This is a genomic window from Streptomyces pinistramenti, assembly GCF_020564935.1.
In the GTDB taxonomy this organism is placed as follows: Bacteria; Actinomycetota; Actinomycetes; order Streptomycetales; family Streptomycetaceae; genus Streptomyces; species Streptomyces pinistramenti.
In genome coordinates this window covers 1-18,365 of the sequence record NZ_JAJCXB010000046.1, presented here as the reverse complement: position 1 = coordinate 18,365, position 18,365 = coordinate 1, and the positions used below count along the sequence as shown (strand labels likewise).

The window sequence follows — 18,365 nt, the reverse complement described above, 5'->3', positions numbered from 1 at the left end:
GCCCGCTACTGGCGGCCCTCTTCGTACTGTCGCAGCTGGTCGAGGTTGATCATGCTGGTGTCGAAGAGGCTGGTCTCGTCCAGGGCGCCGGCCTGCGGGGCGTGCGCCTGCGCGGTGTGGTCCTGCTGGGGCTGCGGCGGGGCCTGCTGCGGGACGTAGCCGGCCTGGGGGTCGTAACCCTGCTGCTGGGGCTGCTGCCAGCCGTAGCCGTACGGGTCCTGCTGCTGGGCGTACTGCGCCTGCTGGTAGGCGTACGCCTCCTGCTGCTGGGCGTAGCCCTGGTCCTGGTAGTAGCCCTGCTGCGGCTGGAGCTGGGACGGGTACGGCTGCTGGGGCTGCTGTTCCTGCTGCGGCGCCTGGGGCGGGGCGGGTGCCTGCTGCGGCGCGTCCGCGGGCGCGATTCCGGCGAGCCCGGCGAGGTAGTCCGCATCGGCCTGGTGGCCCGCGGCCTGCGCCTCGTCCTGGGCCGCCAGGTGAGCGCCGAGTTCGTCGATCGCCCGTGCGCCCTGGAGCTTGTCGCGGCCGCGGCCGACCGCTTCGAGCGTCTTGGTCAGCACGGCCTGGAACGCGCCGAACTTGGCGTCCACATAGGCGTCGGCGCGCTGGGTGAGGGTCGCCGGGTCGGCGCTGCGCTCGGGCGCCTCGCTGTCCGCGTAGCCCTGTTCGTCGAGCCCGGGGCCCCTGCCGAGCAGCTTCTCGCGGCCGCGGTCGACGGATCCGATGGTCTTGGTGAGGACGACCTCGAAGTTGGCGAGCTTGCTGTCGACGTAGTCGTCGGCCTCGGCGCGGATCTCCTCGGCCTCCCTGCGGGCCTCGGACAGGATGCGGTCGGCCTCGTCCTGGGACTGCCGGGCGACCTCGGTGTCGGAGATCAGCGAGCCGCGGTGGGCGTGTGCGGACTCGATGATCCGCTCCGCCTCGGCGCGGGCCTCCTCGACCATCTGCTCCCGCCCGCCGAGCAACTCCTGCGCCTGCGCGAGCGATCCGGGCAGCGCGCCGCGCACCTCTTCCAGCAGGGCGAGCAACTCGGCGCGGTTGACCACGCAGGACGCCGACATGGGCACGGAACGGGCGCTGCCGATGGCCTCGACGATCTCGTCGAGCTTCTTCTGCACGTCCACCTTGGACTCGCCACTCTCTGAAGGGATGGAACGAGGGACGGGACGACTGTACGGCCACGGACCGCCGGTCCGACACCTACTGACGCCCCGTCAGCCCTTCGTCACGGCCGGTGCGGCGCGCGCCGCGGTCTCACTTCTGCCGGAGCCGCTCGGTCAGCGCTTCGAGAACGAACCCCGGAACGAGGTGGGCGACGTCGCCGCCCCAGGCCGCAACCTCCTTGACGAGGCTGGAGGAGAGGAAGCTGTAGGTGGGGTTGGTGGGGACGAACAGGGTCTCCACTCCGGAGAGCCCGTTGTTCATCTGGGCCATCTGCAGCTCGTAGTCGAAGTCGCTGACCGCGCGCAGCCCCTTGACGATCGCGGGGATGTCGCGCTGCTTGCAGAAGTCCACGAGCAGCCCGTGGAACGACTCGACCTCGACGTTGCCGTATTCGGCGGTGGCCCGGCGGATCAGCTCCATCCGCTCCTCGACCGTGAACAGCCCCTGCTTGGACTGGTTGATCATCACGGCGACGTGGACGACGTCGTACAGCTTGGAGGCACGGGCGATGATGTCCAGGTGCCCATTGGTGATGGGGTCGAAGGACCCCGGACAGACGGCGCGGCGCAACTCTGGTTCCTCGCTCTCCGATGCGTTCATGACACGCGTTCCGCCGTCTCGTCAGCGGACGCCGGAGCGGCGCGACCGTACCAAAGCGTCCCTTCGCCGTAGCGACGGGCCTTGATCGCTTCGAATCCGTCCGGCCAGGGGAACGCGCCGCCTCTGGTGCTCCGTTCCACGGTGACGAGTGCGTCGTCGACAAACCAGCCCTGACCACGGAGTGTGATCAGGATCTCGCACAGCTCGGCGTCGGTGACGGCGTACGGCGGGTCGAGGAAGGCGATGTCGTACGGGTCGCCGGGCGGCGGGGCCGCGGCGGTCTGTTCGGCCTTGCCGGAACGGACTTCGGCGCCCGGGAGGCCGACCGTGCGGACGTTCTCGCGAAGGGTGCGGACGGCGCGCGGGTCGGCCTCGACGAGCAGGACGTGCGCGGCACCGCGGGACAGTGCCTCCAGGCCGACGGCGCCGGAGCCACCGTAGAGGTCCAGTACCCGGGCGCCGGCCAGCGGGCCGTCCAGCGACTCCCAGGTGGAGAAGAGACCCTCGCGCGCGCGGTCGGAGGTCGGGCGGGTGCCGGTTCCTGGCGGTACGGCCAGGCGGCGGCCGCCGGCCGAGCCGGCGATCACGCGGGTCATGGGCCCGTCCTTACGTGGTGCGGGGGCGATGGTGGGGCGGCAGCCGGAGTGCGGCTCCGCTCCCCCACGATATTCCCGCCGGGCCCGCCGGGCTCCGCGGCCCTCACCCTCCGACCGCCCTCCCGGGCACTCAGCCCTTGTCGAGGTACTCCTCCCGCTCGGCGTCCAGCAGCGCGGACAGCGCGATCCGCAGTTCCGGATGGCCGTCCAGCGCGGGGTCGGCGGTGACGACGGCGGTGGCCTCCTCGCGGGCGGCCGCGATCACTTCCTCGTCGTCGATGACCGAGAGCATCCGCAGCGAGGAGCGGACGCCGGACTGGGCCTGCCCCAGGACGTCGCCCTCGCGGCGCTGTTCGAGGTCGATACGGGAGAGCTCGAAGCCGTCGAGGGTGCCGGCGACGGCGGCGAGCCGGGCGCGCGCCGGGCTCGCCTCGGGCATCTCGCTCACCAGCAGGCACAGTCCGGGCGCCGCGCCACGGCCGACCCGGCCGCGCAGCTGGTGCAGCTGGGAGACGCCGAAGCGGTCGGCGTCCATGATCACCATGGCGGTGGCGTTCGGGACGTTCACGCCGACCTCGATGACGGTGGTGGCGACCAGGACGTCCAGCGCGCCCGCGGCGAATCTGCGCATCACGTCGTCCTTGTCGTCGGGCGCCATCCGGCCGTGCAGCACCGCCACCCGCAGGCCGGCCAGCGGGCCCGCGGTGAGCTGCGCGGCGATGTCGAGCACCGCGAGCGGGGGACGCTTCTCCTCGCCGTCCGGCGGTGCATCCTCCTTGCCCGCCGCGCTCTTGGCGGCCTTCCCGCTGCCCTTGGCCGGCTCTTCCTCGTCACCGATGCGCGGGCACACGACGTAGCCCTGGTGCCCTGCCGCCACCTCTTCGCGGACCCGTTCCCAGGCCCGCGCGAGGAAGTGCGGCTTGTCCTTGGCGGGCACGACGTGGCTGGCGATCGGCGAGCGGCCCGCGGGGAGTTGGTCCAGGACGGAGGTCTCCAGATCGCCGAACACGGTCATGGCGACCGTGCGCGGGATGGGGGTCGCGGTCATCACCAGGAGGTGCGGCGTGCGCTTCTCCCCCTGGGAGTTGCCCTTGCCGCGCAGCGCGTCCCGCTGCTCCACGCCGAAGCGGTGCTGTTCGTCGACGACCACCAGGCCGAGGTCCTGGAACTGCACCTTGTCCTCGATCAGGGCGTGCGTCCCGATGACGATGCCGGCCTCGCCCGTGACGAGGTCGAGCAGGGCCTGGCGGCGGGCGGCCGTCCCCATGGAGCCGGTGAGCAGCACCACTTTGGTGCCGTGCTCGGCGCCGCCCAGCATGCCGCCTTCGGCCAGCTCCCCCATCATCTCGGTGATCGAGCGGTGGTGCTGCTGGGCGAGCACTTCGGTGGGCGCGAGCATCGCTGCCTGCCCGCCGCTGTCGACCACGCCGAGCATCGCGCGCAGCGCCACCATGGTCTTGCCCGAACCCACCTCGCCCTGGAGGAGGCGGTGCATCGGATGGTCGGTCGCCAGGTCGTCGAAGATCTCCCGGCTGACCTTCTGCTGGCCTTCGGTGAGGGTGAACGGCAGCTTGGCGTCGAACGCGTCGAGGATGCCGCCTTCGGTCAACGGGCGGGGCACGGCGGGGAGTTGGGTCTCGGCGAGGCGGCGTCTGGCCAGCGCGACCTGGAGGACGAACGCCTCGTCCCACTTCAGCCGGGCGCGCGCGCCCGCGATGTCGGCCTTGGTGCCGGGCCGGTGGATCTTGAGCAGCGCTTCGGGCAGCGGCACCAGTGCCCGGCCCTCGCGCAGCGCGTCGGGGAGCGGGTCGACGGCCTCCTGCGCGCTGGGCAGCACCGCGTCGACGGCCTTGGCGAGCTTCCAGGACGCCATCTGCTGGCAGGCCGGGTAGATCGGCATGAGCTGCCCGGCGAAGGCGTCGACGGCCTCGCTGCCCGCCTCCTGGTCGAGGAGTGCGTATTCGGGGTGGGCGAGCTGGAGTTTGCGGTTGAAGACCGAGACCTTGCCCGCGAACATCGCGCGGCGGCCGGGCACCAGTTCCTTGTGCGGTTTGTGGATGCCCTTTCCGAAGAAGACCAGTTGGAGCCGCCCGCTGCCGTCGGTCAGCGTGACTTCCAGGCGCCGGCCCCGGCCGCCGTTGAACGTCAGCACGCGGGCGTCGGACACCTGGGCGACGACCGTGACGTGTTCGTCCAGCGGGAGGTCGGCGAGGCGGGTCAGTTCGCCGCGTTCGGCATAGCGGCGGGGGTAGTGATGCAGGAGATCGCCGACGGTGTGCAGGCCGAGATGCTCGGCGAGCACCTTCGCGGTGGTGCCACCGAGGGATTTCTTCAGGGATTCGTCGAGCGCGGCCACGGGATCCATTGCACACCATGCCTCTGACAACGGACCACCTCGCCGCCGCCTCGCACGCCGCGGAATGCGGACGGAATGCCGGCGGAATACGCGGGAAATGCAGGCGGCGCGGAATGCCGGGAGCGTGCGCACGGCCTTCACCGCCGCCGTCCGACGGCGCCGTTCCCCGCCGCTATTCGACGCCGATGAGCAGCGGCGGCGCGTACCGGCCGCCCTCGTAGACGACGGTGTCCACGGCGAGAAAACGCTCGCGTACGTGGCGCTCAAGCCGCTCGGCGAGCCCGTCGGGAGCGTGTGCGCCGAGTACCAGGGTGACCATTTCGCCGCCCGCCGACAGCATCCGGTCGAGCACCGTGAGCGCGGTCCGCGTCAGGTCGTCGCCGATCACCGCCACGTCGCCGTCGATCAGGCCGAGGACATCGCCGGCCTGGCAGACGCCGGCCATCGTCCATGCCTGCCGCTCGGCGACGGCGAGTTCGGCGTAGCGGGTGGCGCCGGCGGCCGAGGTCATCGCCACGGCGTCCTCGTCGAAGCTGCGGTCCGGCTCGTGGACGGCGAGCGCCGCGATGCCCTGGACCGCGGAGCGGGTGGGGATGAGCGCGACCCGTACGCCCTCGGTGCGGGCCGCTTCGGCAGCGGCGGCAGCGGTGTGCCGCAGTTCGGGGTCGTTGGGCAGCAGCATCACCTCGCGGGCGTGCGCCTGGCGGATGGCCTGCACGAGTTCGCCCGATGCGGGCGGCTCCCCCGGGCGCACGGAGACGGCCCGCGCCCCGGCCTCCTCGCACAGTCCGGCGAGGCCCTCCCCCGACACCACGGCGACCACCGCGCGGGCCGCCATCGCGGGCGCGGCGGGCCGGGCGCCCCCGGTGCCGTCGAAGTGGGTGATGCGGATCCGGTACGGGCGGCCCGCATCGATGCCGGCCTCGACGGCGGCGCCCGCGTCGTCGACGTGGACGTGGACGTGCCACAGGCCGTCCCCGCCGACCACCACCAAGGAGTCGCCGAGCCCGTCGAGCCGGGCGCGCAGCCGGGCCACCTCGGCGTCGCCGGCCTCCAGGAGGTAGATCACTTCGAAGGCGGGCCCCGGTGCGTGCGCGTGCTCGGCGGTGGGGCAGCCGTCGGCCGCCGTGGCGGCGCCGGCCGCCTCGGGGAGCGGCGCGTCCGCCCGTACCACCACCGGCACGGCGGTCACCTCTCCGGACAGTGCGTCGGCGAGCGCGCCCAGGAGTGCGACCAGGCCGCAGCCGCCGGCGTCCACGACACCGGCCCTGCCCAGCACGGCGAGCTGCCCGGGGGTGGCCCGCAGCGCGGCGCGGGCGCCGTCGTGGGCGGCTCGCGCCACTGCGGCGACGTCCGGGGCGGCGTCCGCGGCCCGGTCGGCGGCGTCGGCAGCGGCGGTCGCGACGGTCAGCACGGTGCCCTCGACGGGGTGTGCGACGGCTTCGTACGTGGCGGCGGCGGCCCTGCGCAGCGCCCGGCGCAGGGTGGCGGGCGGGCAGCCACGGGCGGGGCTCGCGGGCTCGTCGGCGGCCAGCACTTCCGTCATGCCGCGCAGCAGCTGCGCGAGGATCGTGCCGGAGTTGCCGCGGGCTCCTATCAGGGCGCCGTGTGCCATGGCGCCGATGGCGTCGGCGAGGCAGGGCGCGGTGCCGGCCGAGCCGTGGCCGTCGAAGGCGGCCTCCACGGCGCGGGCCGCGGATTCGAGGGTCAGGTAGAGGTTGGTGCCGGTGTCGCCGTCCGCCACGGGGTACACGTTGATCGCGTCGATCCGTGCCCGCTCTCTGCCGAGCGCCTCCAGGGCCAGTCCGCACCAGGCGCGGACCGCGGCGGCGTCGAGCGGGTGCGGCACAGCGTCCTCCTGGGGCTTGGGCTGTCCCGCACAGTAGCCGCGGTCACACCGGGAGGCCGGGGCGGGGGCCGGGGCGACCGTGGTAGTTTCGTTCTACGGGAGCGGCCGTTGTATGCTGCTCCGGTTGCCCGATGAGAGTCGGGCCATTCCTCTCCTGGCGATGCCGGTCGGTCAATGCACTCGGCTCGTCGGGATTCACCGTAAGTGCATCTGAAGTCTTTGGAGTGACCCGTGGCTGCCAACTGCGACGTCTGCGGCAAGGGGCCGGGCTTCGGCAAGAGTGTCTCGCACTCGCACCGCCGTACCAACCGTCGTTGGAACCCCAACATCCAGACGGTTCGTGCAGTGGTCGAGCGTACGCCGAAGCGGCTCAACGTCTGCACCTCGTGCATCAAGGCCGGCAAGGTCTCGCGCTGACGTCTTAGCCGTAGCGCAGCCAAGCCGGTTGCTTGGCGAAAGCCGGTCCACCGAAAGGTGGACCGGCTTTCGCCTTTTCCGCATTCCTTCGGGGAGCCGAAAAGGGGCGGGCCCCGGTGATGTGAAAGCCGTCGCCGGGGCCCGCCCCTTGCCGTCGCGGCCTCAGCCGTCGCCGCGCAGCCGCCAGCCGTGGTCCACCGGCCCGATGCCGGCGCCGAGCCGGAAGCCTGCCGCGAGGGCGCCGGTGACGTAGTCCTTGGCGGCGGCGACCGCCTGCGGGACGGTGTCGCCGTGGGCGAGGCGGGCGGCGACGGCGCCGGCGAGGGTGCAGCCGGTGCCGTGCGTGTGCCGGTTGTCGTGCCGTGGGGCGCGCAGCCAGTGTTCCTCGCTGCCGTCGGTGAGCAGGTCGACGGCGCTGCCGCCCGCGTCGCCCGGATCCGTCGGCAGGTGGCCGCCCTTGATGAGTGCCCAGCGCGGGCCGAAGCCGAGGATCGCGTCGGCCGCCCGCCGCATGCCGGCTTCCTCCTGGACGCGGATGCCGGTGAGCTGGGCGACCTCGTCGAGGTTGGGGGTGGCGACGGTCGCGGTCGGCAGCAGCTTGGTGCGGACCGCGTCCAGGGCGGTGGCGGCGAGCAGCGCGTCGCCGTGCTTGGAGACGCCCACCGGGTCGACGACGACGGGCACATCGAGTTCGGCGAGCAGCCCGGCGACGGTCTCCACCAGTTCGGGCGAGGAGAGCATCCCGGTCTTCACGGCCTGCGTCCCGATGTCGTCGACGACGCTGCGGAACTGGGCCCGTACCGCCTCGGCCGGCAGCTCCCACGCGCCCTGCACGCCGAGCGAGTTCTGCGCGGTGACGGCGGTGACCACACTCATGCCGTGCGTGCCCAGCGCGAGCATCGTCTTCAGGTCGGCCTGGATGCCCGCGCCTCCTCCGGAGTCGGAGCCGGCGATGGTCAGCACACGTGGTGGGGTCTGCATACCGCCGAATCTACAAGCCTGTTGCGCGCGGGACGGGCCCGCCCCTGCGGCCTATTCGGCGTCGCCGTTGTCCCCGAAGTGGTCCCAGCCGGCCTTGGCCCAGGGCGCGCCGTCCACCGTCACCTGCGGCAGCGCGGAGGGGTGCAGCACCTCGCCGATGACCTTCCAGCGGGCGGGCAGCTTCACGTCGGCGGGGAAGGTGGCGACGATCGCGTGGTCCTCGCCGCCGTTGAGCACCCACTGCATGGGGTCGACGCCGACGGCCGTGCCGATGTCGGACATCTGCGAGGGGATGTCGATCTTCGCGGAGCGCAGGTCGATACGGACCTTGCTGGCCTCGGCGATGTGCCCGAGGTCGGCGACGAGGCCGTCGCTGACGTCGGTCATGGCGGTGGCGCCGAGCCCGGCGGCCGCGGGGCCCGCGTGGTACGGCGGTTCGGGGCGGCGGTGCGCCTCCACGAAGGCGCGCGGGGAACGGAAGCCGCGGGAGAGGACCGCGAACCCGGCGGCGGACCAGCCCAACCAGCCGGTCACCGCGACCACATCGCCGGGCTGGGCGCCCGCGCGGGTCACCGGTTCGGCGTTGCGCAGATCCCCGAGCGCGGTGACCGAGACGGTGATCGTGTCGCCGCGTACGACGTCGCCGCCGACCACCGCGGCGCCCGCGACCTGGCATTCGTCGCGCAGCCCGTCCATCAGCTCGGTGGCCCAGGTGGCGGGGAGTTCGGCGGGGACGACCAGGCCCAGCAGGATCGCGGTGGGCACCGCGCCCATGGCCGCGATGTCGGCGAGGTTCTGGGCGGCGGCCTTGCGGCCGACGTCGTACGCGGTGGACCAGTCACGGCGGAAGTGCCGGCCCTCCAGCAGGATGTCGGTGCTGGCCACGACCCTCCGGTCGGGCGCGGTGACCACGGCGGCGTCGTCGCCCGGTCCGATCCGTACCGCCGGAGTGGAGGTGAGCCGGGAGGTCAGCTCCCTGATCAGCCCGAATTCCCCCAGCTCGCCCACGGTGCCCTTCATGCTGTTGCCCTTCTCATGCGTACGGACGGTCCGTACTCCGCTGACGACTGCGCCGCACCTGCCGTGTTCACCGCGCGGGTCTCCCCGCTCCGCCCGGTGACGCGGTACCGTGGCGTCCCTTCTTCCCACATGATCCTCGTAGCCGCCCTGGAGGTGCCGTGGTACAGGCGTACATCCTGATCCAGACCGAGGTCGGCCAAGCTTCGGCGGTTGCCGACGTGATCGCGAAGATCCCCGGAGTGATCCAGGCCGAGGACGTGACCGGTCCCTACGACGTCATCGTGCGTGCACAGGCCGACACCGTCGACGAGCTGGGCCGCATGGTCGTGGCCAACGTGCAGCGGGTGGACGGCATCACGCGCACCCTGACCTGCCCGGTCGTCCATATCTAGCTCCCCCGTATGCTCGGCCGGGTGATCTCTTCGCGCCGCTGGTCCCTGGTTCTGCCCTCGCTCACCGTGCTGTGCTGCGCGGTGGGCTGTTCCGCTGCGGCCGAGGTCACACCTCCCACGCCCGAAGGCGCGTCCGTCCGGCACTGCCGGGCCCTCCACAAGGAGTTGCCGCAGACCATCGACGGGCTGACGCGGACGAGCGCAGAGCCCGAGTCGGACTTCACTGCCGCATGGGGCGATCCTGCCGTGCAACTGCGCTGCGGGGTGCCGAAGCCCAATGCCTTGACGCCCGGGAGTGAACATTACAACCCCGACTCCACTGCCGCGGAAGTCAACGGCGTCAAATGGTTTTTCGAGAAGCAGGACGACGGGTACCGCTTCACGACGGTGCTGCGGAAGACCTACGTCGAGGTGGACGTTCCCGGGAAGTACGCCCCCGAGGTCAACGTGCTCACCGATCTCGCCGCGGCGGTGAAGAAGACCGTCCCCGAAGGGGTCTGAGCCGGGCCCCCGTCCTCGGGGCCCGGCGTCGGACCGGCGGTTTCAGCGCAGGCCGGTGGAGCGGCGCAGTGCCGCCTGGAGCAGCCGGTCGATCAGCTCGGCGTAGTCCACTCCGCTCTCCTGCCACATCCGCGGGTACATCGAGATGGGCGTGAAGCCGGGCAGCGTGTTGATCTCGTTGATCACGAACTCGCCGTTGTCCTGCAGGAAGAAGTCCGCACGGACCAGGCCCTCGCAGGACGCCGCTTCGAACGCCGCGACGGCCAGCTCCTGGACCTCGGCGGTCTCATCGGCGCTCAGCGGCGCCGGCACGAGACCGGCGGCCGAGTCGATGTACTTCGCCTCGAAGTCGTAGAAGTCGTGCGCGGTGACCGGCGGGATCTCGGCCGGCACGCTGGCCCGCGGCCCGTCATCGAACTCCAGGACCCCGCACTCGATCTCGCGGCCGCGCAGCAGCGACTCGACCAGGATCTTGGGGTCGTGGCGGCGCGCCTCCTCGATCGCCTCGTCCAGGCCGTCGAGACCGTCGACCTTGGTGATGCCCATCGATGAGCCGGCGCGGGCGGGCTTCACGAACAGCGGCCAGCCGTGCTCGGCGGCGAAGTCCACGATCTTCTTGCGGGCCACCGCGGGATTCTGCTCCCACTCCCGCGGGCGGATGACCTCGTACGGGCCGACCGGCAGCCCGAAGGAGGTGAACACCCGCTTCATGTAGTCCTTGTCCTGGCCGACGGCCGAGGCGAGCACGCCCGAGCCGACGTAGGGGACGCCGGACAGCTCCAGCAGGCCCTGGAGCGTGCCGTCCTCGCCGTACGGGCCGTGCAGGACGGGGAAGACGACGTCGACCTCGCCGAGCGCCTTGGGCACCGAGCCGGGTTCGCTGTAGACGATTTCGCGGTTGGTCGGGTCGACCGGCAGCACGACGCCGCCTTCGGTGGACTCGGCGAGTTCGGCGACGCTCGGCAGCTTCCGGTCCGCGATGGCCATCCGCTCGGGGTCGTCGGCGGTCAGCGCCCAGCGGCCGTCGACGGTGATGCCGATGGGCAGCACGTCGTACTTCTCACGGTCGATGGCGCGCAGGACGGCTCCCGCGGTGACCACGGAGATGGCGTGCTCGGAGCTGCGGCCGCCGAACACGACGGCGACACGGGGCTTGTGGGGAGGGGTCTGGCTGCTCATATCGGGTTGAGGGTACCTGCTGGCAGTCAGGGAGTCAGCGCTGCGGCGGCCGTTGGTGGCACCGTGTCCGCCCGCCGGCCGGGGCCCGGTGTCCGGGCCGCCCGCCGGGCCGGGTGAGCGCGGTGCGCCGTCAGTGCCGCTCGGGCTTGGCGCTGCGCGACATCAGATCCTTGAGGGCGACCAGCGGCGGCTTGCCCTCGTGCACGATGTCGACGACCGTGTCGGTCAGCGGCATCTCGACGCCGTGCCTGCGGGCCAGATCCTGCACGGATTCACAGGACTTGACGCCTTCGGCGGTCTGCTTGGTGACCGCGATGGTCTCCGCCAGCGACATACCGCGGCCGAGGTTGCGGCCGAAGGTGTTGTTGCGCGACAGCGGCGACGAGCAGGTGGCGACGAGGTCGCCCATGCCGGCGAGCCCGGCGAAGGTGTGCGCGTCGGCTCCCATGGCGAGGCCGAGCCGGGTGGTCTCCGCGAGGCCGCGGGTGATCAGCGAAGCCTTGGCGTTGTCGCCGAGCCCCATTCCTGCCGCGATGCCGACGGCGAGCGCGATGACGTTCTTGACGGCGCCGCCCAGTTCACAGCCGATCACGTCGGTGTTGGTGTACGGGCGGAAGTACGGGGTGTGGCAGGCGGTCTGGAGCCGGCGGGCGACCGCTTCGTCGGCGCAGGCGACGACGGCAGCGGCGGGCTGCCGGGCGGCGATCTCCTTGGCGAGGTTGGGACCTGTGAGCACCGCGACGCGCTCCGCCGGGGCCTTGGCGACCTCCTCGATGACCTCGCTCATCCGCTTGGCCGTGCCCAGTTCGACGCCCTTCATCAGGGAGACCAGAACCGTGTCGGCGGGCAGCAACGGCGCCCAGTCGGCGAGGTTGGCGCGCAGCGTCTGGGAGGGAATGGCGAGGACGGTGAAGTCCGCGCCCGCGGCCGCTTCCGCCGGATCGGTGGTGGCCCGTACGGATGCGGGCAGCTCGACCCCCGGCAGGTAGTCGGGGTTCGTCCGGCCGTTGTTGACGGCGTCGACGATGCCGGGGCGGCGTCCCCACAAGGTCACCTCGCAGCCCGCGTCGGCGAGCACCATCGCGAATGCGGTGCCCCAGGACCCCGTGCCAAAGACGGCGCAGCGCGTCACTTGCCTTCATCCTCCTGTGCCTGCTGGGTGCTTCGGGTCGGCTGCGGTGCGGCGGCCGGTTCCGTGGCGGCCGTCGCCGCCGCCTTCTCGGCCTTCGCGGCCTCGCGGGCGGCGCGGCGCTCGCGGGCGATGGTCTTGCGGTGGTCGTACGGTTCGGCGGGCACGTCCTCGCCGCGAACCTCCGCCAGTTGCACGGTGATCGCGGCCATGATCACGTCGGTGACCTCGCGCAGCACCTCGGCCGTCGGCTCCTTGCCGTAGTACGCGCTCAGGTCGACCGGCGGCCCCGCCTGCACCCGCAGCGTCTTGCGCGGCAGGAGGCGGAGCTTCTTCTCCTTGGCGTACGGCGGCATCGCGTCGTTGGCGCCCCACTGTGCGACGGGAATCACCGGCGCCTTGGTGAGCAACGCCACTCGCGCGGCACCGGTTTTGCCCTGCATCGGCCACATCGCGGGGTCGCGGGTCAGGGTGCCCTCGGGATAGAAGGCGACGCATTCGCCCTTCTCGATGGCGGCGACCGCGGCGCGGAAGGCGGTGGCGGCGTCGGTGGTTTCGCGGTAGACGGGGATCTGTCCGGTGCCGCGCATCATCAGGCCGACAAAGCCGCTGCGAAAGAGCCCCGCCTTGGCCAGGAATCGGGGAACCCGCCCGGTGTTGTACTGATAGTGCGCATACGACAGCGGATCAAGATACGAGTTGTGGTTGACCGCGGTGATAAATCCGCCGTCGGCCGGAATGTTCTCCATTCCGTGCCAGTCCCGCTTGAACAGAACCAAGAGCGGCGGTTTGCAGATGACCGCGGCCAAGCGGTACCAGAAGCCGATTCTGCGGCGGGACACTGGGACACCCTCCTTGTGGGGACCTGCTGAGCTGCTGCGAGCCGGCAGCCGCACAAGTGTCGCCCCAGGTACCCGCTATGTCGAGAACACCGTAACCCCGCGGCTCCCGGAGAGCTGCGGCAGCAGGGGAAAATGAAGCCGATGCGAAGAGACGGAGCGGATGTGGTCTGGAGCCTGGTCGTGCCACTGAAACCGCTGGTGCGGGCCAAGAGCAGGCTTTCCCGGGCCGCCGGTGAGGAGTTCCGGCCGCGGTTGGCGCTCGCTTTCGCACTGGACACCGTGACCGCCGCGCTGGCCTGCGCGGACGTCGCGGATGTGGCGGTTGTCACGGACGATCCGCTGGCCGCTGAGCGGCTGGCGGCGCTCGGGGCGCGCATCGTGCCGGACGCACCGGGCCGCGGGCTCAACGCCGCGCTGGCCCATGGCGCGAGTGCGGTGAGGGCCCGCCGCCCGGACGCCGCGGTCGCCGCCCTGAACGCGGATCTCCCGGCACTGCGGACCGCCGAACTGGAACGGGTACTCCGTTACGCCGCGCTATTTCCCCGCGCATTTCTCACCGATGCCGCGGATATCGGCACCACACTTCTCACCGCGAGTTCCGGCGTGGAATTGGCACCGGCATTCGGTGGCTGCTCACGGGCGCGTCATCTCGCGTCGGGTGCGCGCGAGATCATTGCGGCGGGCGCCGATTCGGTCCGCAGGGACGTGGACACCGGCGAGGATCTGCGGGCGGCGCTGGCGCTCGGCGTGGGGGCGCACACCGCATTGCTGGCCGGTGCCGGAGGGAGTGCCGGGGACGTGGGCCGCAGCGGGCTGTGTGTCCGTCTCAGAGCGTCTGAAGGGTGACGAGCACGATCCGGCGGGCCTCGCCCTCGCCGGTGACCTCGATCCGTACCCGCTGACCGGGGCGCAACAGGCGCAGTCCGCCCGCGTCGAAGGCGGCGGCGTCGAAGGGGACCGGGGTGCCGTCGTCCAGCAGCACGCTGCCGGAGCGGGAGGCGGAGTCGTAGGTGTACGCGGTGGCCTGCATGGGACAGAGCCTAAAGCAGCGCGCTCCGGGGCCGGCCGGCCGCCCGAAAGGTGGTGCGGTCCGCGGCGAACCGTCCCCGAAACGCGCCGCGGGCCGGGCTCCCCGAAGGGAGACCGGCCCGACGCGAGGCGTCGCCGCTGCTGGAATTACCGCTTGCGGGCGGTGGTCTTCTTGGCGGTGGTCTTGCGCGCCGTGGCCTTCTTGGCCGGAGCCTTCTTCGCCGTCGCCTTCTTGGCGGGGGCGGTCTTCTTGACGGTGGCCTTCTTGGCGGTGGCCGTGGCCTTCTTCGCCGGCGCCGCCTTCTTGGCGGTGGTGGCCTTCTTCGCCGCCGCCTTCTTGGCCGTGGCGGTGGCGGCCGCCTTCTTCGCCGGCGCCGCCTTCTTGGCGGTGGTCTTCTTCGCCGTCGCCTTCTTGGCGGTGGCCGTGGTCTTCTTCGCCGCGGCCTTCTTGGCGGTGGTGGCCTTCTTCGCGGCGGCCTTCTTCACCGTCGTACGGGTGGAAGTACCGCCCGAAAGGCTGCCCTTGGGGGCCTTCTTGACGGCCACGTCGTTCTTCGGGAGCTTCTTGGAGCCGCTCACCAGGTCCTTGAAGCCCTGGCCCGCGCGGAAACGCGGCACGGAGGTCTTCTTGACCCGCACCCGCTCACCGGTCTGCGGGTTGCGGGCGTAGCGGGCCGGGCGGTCGACCTTTTCGAACGAGCCGAATCCGGTGACCGAAACGCGGTCGCCGGAGACAACTGCACGGACGACTGCGTCCAGTACGGCGTCCACCGCGTCCGCGGCGTTCTGGCGGCCGCCGAGCTTGTCGGCAATGGCTTCTACGAGCTGCGCCTTGTTCACGTCTTCCCCTTCGGAGACATTGCTGGAACGAAAGATTCCAAGCTTTTTCGCACGTTAGGCAGATATATACCGCAAATCAAACACGAAACGGGCTAATCACCCTTGTGCCGCAACGAACTCGAACCTCACGTACTTCCGTCGGTGTGCACGTCTTCGGGATAACGACCTTCATCGAGGTCGGCCATGAACCACTCCAGACGCCTTGCCGCGTCCGCAAGATCGTGTTTTGCCGCGGACGTGATGACGAGCAGCTTCCGGGTCAGCGCCATCCGTACGCCCTCCGGGACTTGCAGTGTCCGCACTCTTGCGTGTGCGTCCTTGAGCCGGTCGGCGACGTGACCGTAGAGCTTGAGTTGGCCGTCGCGTTCCATGCGCTAATTGTGCCATCTGCGGCGAGTTGTCGCTTCACGGGGCCTCAACAGCGGCCTCGACAAGCCGATGCGCCCCCTGCCAACTTCACAGGGGGCGCATCGTACGCAATATGTCTTTGAGCCAAAAGCCCGAGGTCAGACCTCCACTGTACGCGGTTTGAACGACGGCCTGTTCGCCTCGTACCCCACGATGGAGGACTCCTCCCGAAGAGTGAGGCTGATGTCGTCCAGCCCTTCCAGCAGCCGCCAGCGGGCGTTCTCGTCCAACTCGAAGTCCGCGGTGATGCCCTCGGCCCGTACCTGCCTGCCCACCAGGTCGACCGTCACCTCGGCGGTCGGGTCGGTCTCGGCGAGCTTCTGCAGCCGGTCGACGGTCTCCTGCGGCAGGACCACCGTCAGCAGCCCGTTCTTGAGGGAGTTGCCGCGGAAGATGTCCGCGAACCGCGAGGAGATGACGGCCTTGAAGCCGTAGTTCTGGAGCGCCCAGACGGCGTGCTCGCGCGAGGAGCCGGTGCCGAAGTCGGGGCCCGCGACCAGGACCGTGGCGCCCTTGTACACCTCCTGGTTGAGGACGAAGGCGGGGTCCTTGCGCCACGCCTCGAACAGCCCGTCCTCGAAGCCGTCGCGGGTGACCTTCTTCAGCCAGTGCGCCGGGATGATCTGGTCGGTGTCGACGTTGCTGCGGCGCAGCGGAACGGCCCGGCCGGTGTGGGTGGTGAAAGCTTCCATGGTTATCGGGCTCCCGCGGGCGTACGAACATCGGCGTCGGACAGGTCGGCCGGTGAGGCCAGATGGCCGAGAACCGCTGTTGCGGCGGCAACCTGGGGCGAGACCAGGTGCGTACGACCTCCCTTGCCCTGCCGGCCCTCGAAGTTGCGGTTGGAGGTGGACGCGGAGCGCTCGCCCGGCGCCAGCTGGTCGGGGTTCATGCCCAGGCACATCGAACAGCCCGCGTGCCGCCACTCGGCGCCGGCCGCGGTGAACACCTTGTCCAGACCCTCGGCCACAGCCTCCAGCGACACCCTGACCGAGCCGGGAACGACCAGCATCCGTACGCCGTCGGCGACCTTGCGGCCCTCCAGGGTCGCGGCCGCCGAGCGCAGGTCCTCGATACGGCCGTTGGTGCACGAACCTACGAAGACGGTGTCCACGGCGATCTCGCGCAGCGGCTGACCTGCCGTCAACCCCATGTATTCCAGGGCCTTTTCGGCGGCGAAGCGCTCCGAGACGTCCTCGTACGAAGCGGGGTCGGGGACGCTGGAGGAAAGCGGCGCGCCCTGGCCGGGGTTGGTGCCCCAGGTGACGAACGGCGCCAGTTCGGAGGCGTCGATGACGACCTCGGCGTCGAAGACCGCGTCGTCGTCGGTGCGCAGCGTCTTCCAGTACGCGACGGCCGCGTCCCAGTCCGCGCCGTCGGCAGGGGCGTGGTCGCGCCCGCGCAGGTAGTCGAAGGTGGTCGCGTCGGGGGCGATCATGCCCGCCCGCGCACCGGCCTCGATCGACATGTTGCAGATGGTCATCCGGGCTTCCATCGACAGCTTCTCGATGGCGGAGCCGCGGTACTCCAGGACGTAGCCCTGGCCGCCGCCGGTGCCGATCCTGGCGATGATCGCCAGGATCAGGTCCTTGGCGGTGACGCCGTCGGGCAGCTCGCCCTCGACGGTGATCGCCATGGTCTTGAACGGGGCCAGCGGCAGCGTCTGGGTGGCCAGGACGTGCTCGACCTGGCTGGTGCCGATGCCGAACGCCAGGGCGCCGAAGGCTCCGTGGGTGGAGGTGTGGCTGTCACCGCAGACCACGGTGGTGCCGGGCTGGGTCAGTCCCAACTGCGGTCCCACGACGTGGACAACGCCCTGCTCGACGTCGCCCAGCGGGTGCAGTCTGACGCCGAACTCCGCGCAGTTCTTGCGCAGCGTCTCCAGCTGGGTGCGCGAGACCGGGTCGGCGATCGGCTTGTCGATGTCGAGGGTCGGGGTGTTGTGATCCTCGGTGGCGATGGTCAGGTCCGTGCGTCGCACCTGGCGGCCGGCCTTGCGCAGGCCGTCGAACGCCTGCGGGCTGGTGACCTCGTGCAGCAGGTGCAGATCGATGAAGAGGAGGTCGGGCTCGCCTTCCGCGCGCCGGACGACGTGGTCGTCCCAGACCTTCTCCGCGAGTGTCCGTCCCATCGCTTTCCCTCCGGCCGGCCGCATTGCCGGCCCAACTCGAACTGGTGCGAGACCCCGCACCCCCGTGCCGGGCCGCTCGCCGGACCCTGGTCGAGGGCCGCATCTACAGATTGACGACTTCGCAGGAAAATTGAACTTGCGTTTCACACTGTGAGACGCGAGTATCGTTGCATGGACAACTCTAGCGGCGTCGGCGTTCTCGACAAGGCGGCTCTCGTATTGAGCGCTCTGGAGTCCGGTCCGGCCACCCTCGCCGGGCTGGTCGCGGCGACAGGGCTTGCACGACCCACGGCACACCGGCTCGCCGTGGCCCTGGAGCACCACCGGATGGTGGCGAGGGACATGCAGGGCCGGTTCATCCTCGGCCCACGGCTGTCCGAACTGGCCGCGGCGGCCGGCGAGGACCGCCTCCTGGCCACGGCCGGACCGGTGCTCACGCATCTGCGCGACGTGACGGGCGAGAGCGCCCAGCTCTACCGGCGACAGGGCGAGATGCGGATCTGCGTGGCGGCGGCGGAACGGCTGTCCGGACTGCGGGACACCGTCCCGGTCGGCTCCACGCTCCCCATGAAGGCCGGTTCCGCGGCCCAGATCCTGATGGCCTGGGAGGAGCCGGAGCGGCTGCACCGCGGCCTCCAGGGCGCCCGCTTCACCGCCACCGCGCTCTCCGGCGTACGGCGTCGCGGCTGGGCCCAGTCGATCGGCGAGCGGGAACCGGGCGTGGCATCCGTCTCCGCGCCCGTACGGGGCCCTTCCAACCGCGTGGTGGCCTCCGTGTCCGTCTCCGGCCCGATCGAGCGGCTGACCCGCCACCCGGGCCGGATGCACGCCCAGGCGGTCATCGACGCGGCCGCCCGCCTCTCCGAGGGCCTGCGCCGCACCGGCTGAGCCCCGCACACGTACGACCGGGCCGTGGCCCGCGGATCCGCAGTGG

Annotated in this window: 20 protein-coding genes; 5 read left to right on the top strand and 15 right to left on the bottom strand. The window is 71.2% G+C overall.

Features of this window, described 5'->3' with window-relative positions; translation table 11 throughout:
- Window positions 1–5: 5 nt before the first annotated feature.
- From LIU39_RS25880 to LIU39_RS25860, 5 genes are all read right to left on the bottom strand, one after another.
- On the bottom strand, window positions 6–1,121 hold the full coding sequence (locus LIU39_RS25880) for an ATP synthase subunit B family protein (RefSeq protein ID WP_227049313.1): 1,116 nt from the start codon (window positions 1,119–1,121) through the stop codon (window positions 6–8).
- 130 nt (window positions 1,122–1,251) lie between these two features.
- Window positions 1,252–1,731, bottom strand: coding sequence for a pantetheine-phosphate adenylyltransferase (gene coaD, locus LIU39_RS25875; RefSeq protein ID WP_227049342.1), 480 nt, complete (start codon window positions 1,729–1,731; stop codon window positions 1,252–1,254).
- 26 nt (window positions 1,732–1,757) lie between these two features.
- Window positions 1,758–2,357 carry a 16S rRNA (guanine(966)-N(2))-methyltransferase RsmD gene (gene rsmD, locus LIU39_RS25870; protein ID WP_227049312.1) on the bottom strand — a complete coding sequence of 200 codons (600 nt, stop codon included), beginning with the start codon at window positions 2,355–2,357 and terminating at the stop codon, window positions 1,758–1,760.
- Window positions 2,358–2,487: 130 nt separating this feature from the next.
- A complete protein-coding gene (recG, locus tag LIU39_RS25865; RefSeq protein WP_227049311.1) occupies window positions 2,488–4,722 on the bottom strand; it encodes an ATP-dependent DNA helicase RecG in 2,235 nt (744 codons plus the stop codon).
- A 163-nt stretch (window positions 4,723–4,885) separates the two neighbouring features.
- Window positions 4,886–6,562 (bottom strand): DAK2 domain-containing protein, encoded by a 1,677-nt coding sequence (locus LIU39_RS25860; RefSeq protein ID WP_227049310.1) that lies wholly within the window; start codon window positions 6,560–6,562, stop codon window positions 4,886–4,888.
- A gap of 231 nt (window positions 6,563–6,793) precedes the next feature.
- Here LIU39_RS25860 and rpmB point away from each other — a divergent pair, with 231 nt between their 5' ends.
- Complete coding sequence (gene rpmB, locus LIU39_RS25855; RefSeq protein ID WP_030287328.1) at window positions 6,794–6,979, top strand: 50S ribosomal protein L28; 186 nt, start codon at window positions 6,794–6,796, stop codon at window positions 6,977–6,979.
- 162 nt (window positions 6,980–7,141) lie between these two features.
- Here the strand turns inward: rpmB and thiD are convergent, their stop codons facing one another.
- Window positions 7,142–7,960: a bifunctional hydroxymethylpyrimidine kinase/phosphomethylpyrimidine kinase gene (gene thiD / locus LIU39_RS25850; protein ID WP_227049309.1), complete on the bottom strand. Its 819-nt coding sequence runs from the start codon at window positions 7,958–7,960 to the stop codon at window positions 7,142–7,144.
- A 51-nt stretch (window positions 7,961–8,011) separates the two neighbouring features.
- Window positions 8,012–8,980 carry a thiamine-phosphate kinase gene (locus LIU39_RS25845; protein ID WP_227049308.1) on the bottom strand — a complete coding sequence of 323 codons (969 nt, stop codon included), beginning with the start codon at window positions 8,978–8,980 and terminating at the stop codon, window positions 8,012–8,014.
- Window positions 8,981–9,138: 158 nt separating this feature from the next.
- Here LIU39_RS25845 and LIU39_RS25840 point away from each other — a divergent pair, with 158 nt between their 5' ends.
- Together LIU39_RS25840 and LIU39_RS25835 are read left to right on the top strand one after the other, a co-directional pair.
- On the top strand, window positions 9,139–9,372 hold the full coding sequence (locus LIU39_RS25840) for an Lrp/AsnC family transcriptional regulator (protein WP_227049307.1): 234 nt from the start codon (window positions 9,139–9,141) through the stop codon (window positions 9,370–9,372).
- Between the two features lie 9 nt (window positions 9,373–9,381).
- A complete protein-coding gene (locus LIU39_RS25835; RefSeq protein WP_227049306.1) occupies window positions 9,382–9,873 on the top strand; it encodes a DUF3515 domain-containing protein in 492 nt (163 codons plus the stop codon).
- A gap of 42 nt (window positions 9,874–9,915) precedes the next feature.
- On the opposite strand, the gene LIU39_RS25830 is transcribed toward LIU39_RS25835, so the two are convergent.
- The 3 genes from LIU39_RS25830 to LIU39_RS25820 form a co-directional block, all read right to left on the bottom strand.
- Entirely contained in the window at window positions 9,916–11,052 is a 1,137-nt protein-coding gene (locus LIU39_RS25830) for a D-alanine--D-alanine ligase family protein (RefSeq protein ID WP_227049305.1), read from the bottom strand.
- Window positions 11,053–11,182: 130 nt separating this feature from the next.
- Window positions 11,183–12,184, bottom strand: a complete 1,002-nt coding sequence (locus LIU39_RS25825) for an NAD(P)H-dependent glycerol-3-phosphate dehydrogenase (protein WP_227049304.1) — start codon at window positions 12,182–12,184, stop codon at window positions 11,183–11,185.
- Window positions 12,181–13,023 carry a lysophospholipid acyltransferase family protein gene (locus LIU39_RS25820; protein ID WP_227049303.1) on the bottom strand — a complete coding sequence of 281 codons (843 nt, stop codon included), beginning with the start codon at window positions 13,021–13,023 and terminating at the stop codon, window positions 12,181–12,183. Before LIU39_RS25820 ends, LIU39_RS25825 begins: the two co-directional genes overlap by 4 nt.
- 141 nt (window positions 13,024–13,164) lie before the next feature.
- Here LIU39_RS25820 and cofC point away from each other — a divergent pair, with 141 nt between their 5' ends.
- The gene (gene cofC, locus LIU39_RS25815) at window positions 13,165–13,869 is read left to right on the top strand and encodes a 2-phospho-L-lactate guanylyltransferase (protein WP_227049302.1); all 705 of its coding nucleotides are present in this window, start codon (window positions 13,165–13,167) and stop codon (window positions 13,867–13,869) included.
- On the opposite strand, the gene LIU39_RS25810 is transcribed toward cofC, so the two are convergent.
- The 5 genes from LIU39_RS25810 to leuC form a co-directional block, all read right to left on the bottom strand.
- Window positions 13,850–14,053, bottom strand: a complete 204-nt coding sequence (locus tag LIU39_RS25810; protein ID WP_227049301.1) for a hypothetical protein — start codon at window positions 14,051–14,053, stop codon at window positions 13,850–13,852. The genes cofC and LIU39_RS25810 overlap by 20 nt on opposite strands.
- 146 nt (window positions 14,054–14,199) lie before the next feature.
- Window positions 14,200–14,892 (bottom strand): HU family DNA-binding protein, encoded by a 693-nt coding sequence (locus tag LIU39_RS25805; RefSeq protein WP_227049300.1) that lies wholly within the window; start codon window positions 14,890–14,892, stop codon window positions 14,200–14,202.
- Window positions 14,893–15,017: 125 nt separating this feature from the next.
- Window positions 15,018–15,263: an SCO5555 family protein gene (locus LIU39_RS25800; protein WP_227049299.1), complete on the bottom strand. Its 246-nt coding sequence runs from the start codon at window positions 15,261–15,263 to the stop codon at window positions 15,018–15,020.
- 135 nt (window positions 15,264–15,398) lie between these two features.
- Window positions 15,399–15,992 carry a 3-isopropylmalate dehydratase small subunit gene (leuD, locus tag LIU39_RS25795; protein WP_227049298.1) on the bottom strand — a complete coding sequence of 198 codons (594 nt, stop codon included), beginning with the start codon at window positions 15,990–15,992 and terminating at the stop codon, window positions 15,399–15,401.
- Between the two features lie 2 nt (window positions 15,993–15,994).
- Window positions 15,995–17,431: a 3-isopropylmalate dehydratase large subunit gene (gene leuC / locus LIU39_RS25790; RefSeq protein WP_227049297.1), complete on the bottom strand. Its 1,437-nt coding sequence runs from the start codon at window positions 17,429–17,431 to the stop codon at window positions 15,995–15,997.
- 171 nt (window positions 17,432–17,602) lie between these two features.
- On the opposite strand from leuC, the gene ndgR reads away from it, so the two are divergent.
- Window positions 17,603–18,319 (top strand): IclR family transcriptional regulator NdgR, encoded by a 717-nt coding sequence (gene ndgR / locus LIU39_RS25785; protein ID WP_227049296.1) that lies wholly within the window; start codon window positions 17,603–17,605, stop codon window positions 18,317–18,319.
- Window positions 18,320–18,365: the final 46 nt, after the last annotated feature.

Excerpts from the sequence above, each read along its gene's own strand:
- cofC (WP_227049302.1), top strand. The coding sequence starts at position 13,165 with ATGCGAAGAGACGGAGCGGATGTGGTCTGGAGCCTGGTCGTGCCACTG.
- ndgR (WP_227049296.1), top strand. The coding sequence starts at position 17,603 with ATGGACAACTCTAGCGGCGTCGGCGTTCTCGACAAGGCGGCTCTCGTA.
- LIU39_RS25800 (WP_227049299.1), bottom strand. The coding sequence starts at position 15,263 with ATGGAACGCGACGGCCAACTCAAGCTCTACGGTCACGTCGCCGACCGG.
- rsmD (WP_227049312.1), bottom strand. The coding sequence starts at position 2,357 with ATGACCCGCGTGATCGCCGGCTCGGCCGGCGGCCGCCGCCTGGCCGTA.
- LIU39_RS25845 (WP_227049308.1), bottom strand. The coding sequence starts at position 8,980 with ATGAAGGGCACCGTGGGCGAGCTGGGGGAATTCGGGCTGATCAGGGAG.
- thiD (WP_227049309.1), bottom strand. The coding sequence starts at position 7,960 with ATGCAGACCCCACCACGTGTGCTGACCATCGCCGGCTCCGACTCCGGA.
- LIU39_RS25835 (WP_227049306.1), top strand. The coding sequence starts at position 9,382 with ATGCTCGGCCGGGTGATCTCTTCGCGCCGCTGGTCCCTGGTTCTGCCC.
- LIU39_RS25830 (WP_227049305.1), bottom strand. The coding sequence starts at position 11,052 with ATGAGCAGCCAGACCCCTCCCCACAAGCCCCGTGTCGCCGTCGTGTTC.
- recG (WP_227049311.1), bottom strand. The coding sequence starts at position 4,722 with ATGGATCCCGTGGCCGCGCTCGACGAATCCCTGAAGAAATCCCTCGGT.
- leuD (WP_227049298.1), bottom strand. The coding sequence starts at position 15,992 with ATGGAAGCTTTCACCACCCACACCGGCCGGGCCGTTCCGCTGCGCCGC.
- LIU39_RS25810 (WP_227049301.1), bottom strand. The coding sequence starts at position 14,053 with ATGCAGGCCACCGCGTACACCTACGACTCCGCCTCCCGCTCCGGCAGC.
- leuC (WP_227049297.1), bottom strand. The coding sequence starts at position 17,431 with ATGGGACGGACACTCGCGGAGAAGGTCTGGGACGACCACGTCGTCCGG.